This is a genomic window from Bacillus sp. 05T31, from assembly GCF_056396725.1.
In genome coordinates this window covers 1-1,228 of the sequence record NZ_JBFTMA010000964.1, presented here as the reverse complement: position 1 = coordinate 1,228, position 1,228 = coordinate 1, and the positions used below count along the sequence as shown (strand labels likewise).

Sequence of the window (1,228 nt, the reverse complement as noted above, 5' to 3'; positions counted from 1 at the left end):
TAAGTACAACTAATTCTTTTATTCAGATAAATTATTTATAGATGCATCTTCAAAGAAGGTATTTCCATTATAAAGCACTAACATATCATTGATTTTATTTTTCTGTACCAACATATTTAGACTATCTGTATAGTATCTAAGGTCGACTATATGAATTTCACTAAAATGTGGTAGTAAAAAAGGCAGTAAAGAATTTGCATAAGAATCTTTGACAACTAATAATTTTTTCCCATTCGTATTATCAGTTTTTATTTTTATTAATGGATGATTCCCATTGAAAAATACAGTATATTTATCTTTTTTCTTAATGTTCTCCATTTCATAAAGAGAAGTTGACGTTTTGCTTTCATCTATATACTCTACTTTATATTGGGTAGCTTTCTTTTGTTCATATAATTCAATACTATCAGGATCTATATTTTTAAAGCCTGCTTTTGAATATAGGGATCCATAAAAGCTATTTGTAATTTGTTTAATGTTGAATGAACTATCTTTATTAGGAGTAAAATTCATATTTTCACCTAGCTCTTGATAGGCATAATATGCACCTTTAGTAGTCCAATGATGATCGGTTTTATAATATATATATTCATCCTTTTTAGAACTCAATACAGGATATACATCAATAAAGTTTATATCCTTATCTAAAGATTTTTTCACTTTATTAATATACGTAAGCTCATCACTATGAGAAACATAGTTTGGGAGGTTATTTTCTAAAATACTAATTGCTGTAGGTACTAACATGACTTGCATTTTCACATTAGGATTTGCAAGATGAAAATCATTTATTGCTTCTATTTTGCTATTTACATCTTGTTCTTCAGGCTTACTAAACTTTTGAAGTAAAAAGCCATCTTTACCGATATACACACCATTATTCTCTTTCTTTCCTAGTGTGTAGTCCATATCAGATTTCACGTTTATCCAAAAGTCCCTGAATGCAAACTGATCAGAAATATATTTTTCGTAGCTAGAAGTGAACTTTTTTTCTATAAGATTTTGGAAAGAGAACACCGGAAACTGTTCTAGCTTTCTATTCTCTTCATCTGAAAATGTTTTATTGGGAGTTAGTAAATTTACACTGAACATTCCCCCTATAAAGAGTGTCAATAACCCTGCCAATGTGTGTTTGTATATTTTTTCATACTGATTCAAGTAACTCACCCCTTTCAAACAAATACGATATCATTAAAACCTAAAGTATAAGAATGGATTATATGTGTCA

General features: G+C 28.6%; 1 protein-coding gene. It reads right to left on the bottom strand.

Translation table 11 applies throughout. The features are described from left to right. Positions 1–18 precede the first annotated feature (18 nt). A complete protein-coding gene (locus AC1DJR_RS30345) occupies positions 19–1,158 on the bottom strand; it encodes a DHHW family protein (RefSeq protein WP_429688474.1) in 1,140 nt (379 codons plus the stop codon). Positions 1,159–1,228 lie beyond the last annotated feature (70 nt).